The 5,122-nt window shown below is 43.3% G+C and carries 2 protein-coding genes and 2 pseudogenes; 2 read left to right on the plus strand and 2 right to left on the minus strand.

Translation table 11 applies throughout. From position 1 onward, the window contains the following. Positions 1-260: pseudogene (locus tag IQ273_RS30040) on the plus strand (IS4/IS5 family transposase); the annotation flags it as partial. A 272-nt stretch (positions 261-532) separates the two neighbouring features. On the opposite strand, the gene IQ273_RS30045 reads toward IQ273_RS30040, so the two are convergent. Next, positions 533-2,335, minus strand: a complete 1,803-nt coding sequence (locus IQ273_RS30045) for an ABC transporter ATP-binding protein (RefSeq protein ID WP_194026768.1) — start codon at positions 2,333-2,335, stop codon at positions 533-535. A gap of 872 nt (positions 2,336-3,207) precedes the next feature. On the opposite strand from IQ273_RS30045, the gene IQ273_RS30050 reads away from it, so the two are divergent. Further along, positions 3,208-4,485, plus strand: a complete 1,278-nt coding sequence (locus IQ273_RS30050; RefSeq protein ID WP_194026769.1) for an O-antigen ligase — start codon at positions 3,208-3,210, stop codon at positions 4,483-4,485. A 146-nt stretch (positions 4,486-4,631) separates the two neighbouring features. Here IQ273_RS30050 and IQ273_RS34150 read toward each other — a convergent pair. Continuing rightward, a pseudogene (locus IQ273_RS34150) lies at positions 4,632-4,844 on the minus strand (IS1 family transposase); the annotation flags it as partial. Between the last annotated feature and the right edge of the window lie 278 nt (positions 4,845-5,122).

Genomic DNA, 5,122 nt, shown 5'->3' on the forward strand with positions numbered 1-5,122 from the left:
ATTTCTACGTGGTCAATGAATTGCAAGGCACCTATCAGGGCATGATGATCGCCATTCCACCTCACCTCTGGCAAGGCTTTGCCGGAATGCCGGTCGTTGAGTTAGCCGATTTCCTCCAGGTCTTAGCCGCCAAGGTCAAGCTCAAACGCTTTCTCAAAGCCCCTCCGCAAAAGAAGAAGAAAAAGAAAAAGAAGCCATCGCCCAAGTATGACCCGAAACACCCTCATGTCTCGACGGCTAAGCTTTTATCTGGCGACTAAATAACACCTAGACAGAAATCGTTTAGGCACCTAACCTTCGGCTACGTTGTTTAACAAATAATACGCTTAAGCAACAATCAATTTGCTAAGGTCGCAGTCTCACTTACAGCCATCGCCACTCCAGGCCGAAACGTTCTAAAAGTAGTGCCTTTGGAATGGCGATAGCTGTAAGCAGCAGCCCAGCTTATAGCGTTACTAGTCATCCTATTGAAGCTATCTGTTCAGCGCTATATAACGACCTGCAGGCTCGCTGGTTAATCTAGACAGCTTGTTTATGCCTGAGGAGCAAGAACGACATCAGCGTAAGTTCCAGAGCGAGCTATGGTGCCTTTATCAAGTACATAAATGCGATCGCAATGTTCGATCGTAGATAAACGGTGAGCAATAATAATTAAGGTTTTAGACCCAGCTAAAGCCCTAATTGAATTACTAATTAACTGCTCAGTCTCATTGTCCAAAGCAGATGTCGCTTCATCTAGCACTAAAATTTCTCTTTGGTGGTACAAAGCCCGTGCGATTCCAATGCGCTGCCGCTGACCACCTGAGAGCCTTATACCTCGCTCACCAACTGCAGTATCTATACCATTAGGTAAGTCCTGAACTAGCTCCTCAAGCTGTGCCGTTTTAATGGCATACCATAAGCGACTTTGGTCAATCTCAGCTTTCGGAATACCAAAAGCAATATTTTTTTCGATCGTTTCATCTGTCAAAAATATTGACTGAGGGATATACCCAACCAAATTGCGCCAACTTGATATATTCTCATAAACTGATTGACCATCAACCGCAATATCCCCACTTTGAGGCATCAACAGACTTAAAATCACATCTACAAGCGTTGTTTTCCCTGCCCCAGACTGTCCTATCAGCCCAATCGACTCGCCTTTTTTCACCTCCATTGATATGCCTGTCAAAGAAGGTTTTGAAGCACCAGGATACTGATAAGAAATATCAGTAATTGTTAGCTTTTCAAAATATTTTAGTGCGGTAACAACCTTAGAGTCGTGAGTAGAGCTACCCGGCAAGCGACGTACATCCTGCTTGCTAAACTCATTATTATCAATTTCCTTCAGGTCCAAGTACATAATGTCTAAGGTGTGCGAAGAGTTCTTTAGTTTCCCAACACAGTCTGCTAAATTACTAGCTGCTGGAATTAAGCGTAAAGAAGCGACAGCAAACACCCCCATGCTGGAAATAGCCGATTGGAAGTCTTGACCTAATAGCAGTTGAGACACACAAACAAAACCTACGATGGCAATTACCAGAAGAGTCTCAATCATTGTCCTAGGGACGAACTGAGCACTCTGGAATAGGATTTCCACACGCGCCTCTTGGTGCACATGTTCTTCTAGTCCCTTCCGAAAATATTCCTCACACCCAAACACGCGAGTTTCCTTAATACCCCCTAAGCCGTGGTTAACTGCCTTAATAGTTTCTTCCCGTGCAAGAGTAGACAGACGGCCCCATTCTTTAAGTCGTTTTAGTAAAAATGAAAAAACGAAGAATGCAGGAAGAAGCGAAGCTAGAGAAACCAAGAGTAGGAGAGTATTTGTCCTTGCCATTAACACTAAAAGTGTTAAGACAACAATAAAGTGTGAAACGAACTCAACCATGGGCAGAGAGACCATGAATCCAAATCGTTGAGTTTCGTTAGTAATTTTATTGATGTAGTCCGCAGTATTTCGTGAAATATGGAAGTCATAAGGAGCGAGTAAATACGTATTAAAGAGCCGCTTCTGGACAGCGGCTCTTTGATCAAATAGAACCTTGTAAGAATATCGCTTACTTAGAAAATAAACGGTTCCTTTAATGAGAAAGATAACAATGATAAAGATTCCGAACCAAACCACCAAGCTACCTAGACTATTAAGTCCAAGAACTTGATAGGCCCATGCAAAAGCACTGCTGTCCTGAACGACTGCCTGTGGGTCGCCTGCCAAGCTAAGAAAAGGACCGATCAGACCAATCCCAAAAGCCTCTAGTATGGAAGTCAGTAGAAAAATGCCAACTAGCAAAAATAACTGGCGATGATGTCCAGAGAAAACATAAAGAAATTTATGAAAATAATTCAACACTTCTTCCTCTCAAGAATTACTAGATACTCCTAAGCCTCGAAAAGAACCTTGCCCATAGTTCCTACAACAAAGGCTGCTTGGGACTGCATGAACTATTGCCTAGTCATGACCATATTGAACCGCTGCACAAATTCAAGATTACGATCAACCACCTAAAGCCGGTAAGCCATGTATACTCTCGCATGACTATAGTACCCATACATGGTAAGACATAGAACTGCTTTAATATATTACTTGAGTGATTGAGATGGACAACTTCAAGCCACCTTTACAGAACCTTATATTTTTTGTAAGGTAATGCGCCAGCGAATAAGCAAGACACTGCTAGCGTTCAGGTTAAGCGTTAACGGGAGGTTCTAATACTGGATACTGGGAGCCATATATCAGTTGTGCAGAGTGTGTAGAGCACTCTAGCAGTGTAGTGTCAAAGCTACTAAACTTCGGCTAGACCAGGAGATGAAACTCGAAAGCCTTACGATTGTGGAGCTTTACAGAAGTTTCACAACTGCTGCTGATTTACCATAGCTACTTTACACCTTACGATTGGTGTTACTAATATCGAATACAATATAATAATTTTGCGTTATTTTATAAAGGTAGGACGGCTATCTTGCCAATGCAGCAAGCGAAACGCCTCTTCTGTAGACTTTCACAATTCATGTAGGTTGCTACAGTTAGCAGTTAACTAATACCGTTATGGGGGAGTTCAGGTCTTTGCATGATTGCTAGGCAAGAAATGGGAACCTAAGGTTTCAGTCTAATCAGGTGTGGTTTTTCCGACAACTTTCGTTTTGTGATTGATACCAAAAATCCTACTTGAAGGTGGGTTGTTAATATTTATCTCGCGCAAGCTTCTTTAAGCAGTCGACCCTATGCAAGCCCAAAAAATCACTCTCAACGGCAATACGTTAGCGTCTAAAAAAGAAATAGATTTTGTAGAATCATGCTTCGCAGTATTTTACCTGCTTTTTATAGGAGGATTCTTCGGTTTTGGTAGCGATTTATCTGAGACATCAACAATCCCTGACTCTATCTTAACATTACTTCGATACTCTACCTATGCTATAAGCCTTGTCTTGTTATTACTTCGCCCCAGTGAAACTCTTAAGACGGCGATTAGCAATAAATGGGCTCTGGGCTTAGTTTTTTTTATTAGTATTTCTTTTCTGTGGTCTCCTATTCCCCAAATAACAATTGATTCCATTTGGAAAGAACTGTTACCAATGTTCTTTTTAAGTCTTTACTTAGCCTCTAGATTCACGCTGAAACAACAGTTTAAGCTAGTTTTATGGGCCATGGTACTTATATTTCTGCTTAGCATAGCCTTGGCTATTGCTATGCCCAGCATTGGTCGTCATACTGTTGAACCATTTATTGGTAGTTGGAAGGGAGTATTTAGTCAAAAAAACCAGTTTGGGGCGCACTCCGCCATGACATTGATTGCTCTATTCATGTTCGCCAACTACACAGAGAAGAAGCAAAGATGGGCATTGATTTTGCTTAGTACATGCTTTGCTGCTTTGCTGGTAAGTAGTTCGGTGACCGCGCTGGTCCTTTCCGTCATTGGATTGTTATTAACTGTTTTTTATTGGCGATATGCTTGGTTGGGTAAGCGTTCTATTCTCTTGGCAAGTCTTTTTGTATTATTTGCCACGAGTTTCTCCTACCTCCTGTTTTCAAATTGGGTCGATATCTTAGCATTTTTGGATCGAGATCCGACATTGTCTACCCGCACCCTAATTTGGAGCCTGATCATTGGCTCGAAAATTCCGGCGAGCCCGTATTTAGGATATGGGAGAGGCATATTTTGGGATTCGCCTAGTCTGACGACTGGCTTTAAGTTTTTTGCGTATCATGTCCCACCTCATGCTCATAATGGCTTCTTAGATTTGATTATTGATGTTGGCATAATAGGTTTCTCGCTTTTCTTGGTTACTTGGTTCATAGCTTATGTGAGAGCCGCAAGGCTCGCTTACAGCCGAAAGGAAGCATCTTATCTATGGCCACTTTTGTTTTTGTCAATGCTTACTTTGTTTAATATTTTCGAAAGCTATCTAGCTCGACTCACGAGCCTATACTGGGTTCTGTTTATTGCAATAGCTTTTTCCCTCAGCCCCAAAGTACTAGCAAGAAAAACGGATGAATTCTGATGCAAATAAGTAAAGCCTCAAAATTATAGCGATTCTCATTCGAATAGTGACCTGAGAATAGGCATATTCAATGCACTGGTTTGTTGAGTAGGAGGGCTTCGAAGCCTTGGAAATTGAGCAGTTCAGCCATAGCGATGGGGCGAGTCGTGAGAGCGCACCCAGTTATGGATCAGGCGCTGGACAGCCAAGCGTCGTTGTGATCTGGCGGTCGTCTTGGCATAGATCTTCTGGCGTCTGCGGTACGCACTATTACACCACCGCCTGATCGCTCTGCGGTGAAAGGATACTCGACCTTGAGCCAAACGACCCGGCGTTGGCCTTGAGAGCATTTATCTTGTCGCCACTTCAAGCCCTTCGCGTCACACGTTGCGGAAGGGGTAGCTCATCGCCAATCCTCGCTCCGGCAAATACTCACTGGCTAGAGGCTATAAGGCTTTTCCATAGCGCCATTAACCCCATACGGCTATTAAGGGCGTATTCAACGACGCCAGACAACGTCCGCAGTCGAGTCATGGGGTTCCTATGCGGTTGTTAAAGTTATGGGTGCAGCCCCGGCACCGGCATGAATGGCTAAGGTTCTTCCTCCCTATTCTTCACTAGAGGAAGGTTCTGGCTGAGGCGGGTTGGTAGCCGGGGG

The organism is Nodosilinea sp. LEGE 07298 (genome assembly GCF_015207265.1).
Taxonomy (GTDB): domain Bacteria; phylum Cyanobacteriota; class Cyanobacteriia; order Phormidesmidales; family Phormidesmidaceae; genus Nodosilinea.

Bases quoted from the DNA above. Each gene is read 5' to 3' on its own strand.
- IQ273_RS30050 (WP_194026769.1), top strand. From the start codon at position 3,208: ATGCAAGCCCAAAAAATCACTCTCAACGGCAATACGTTAGCGTCTAAA.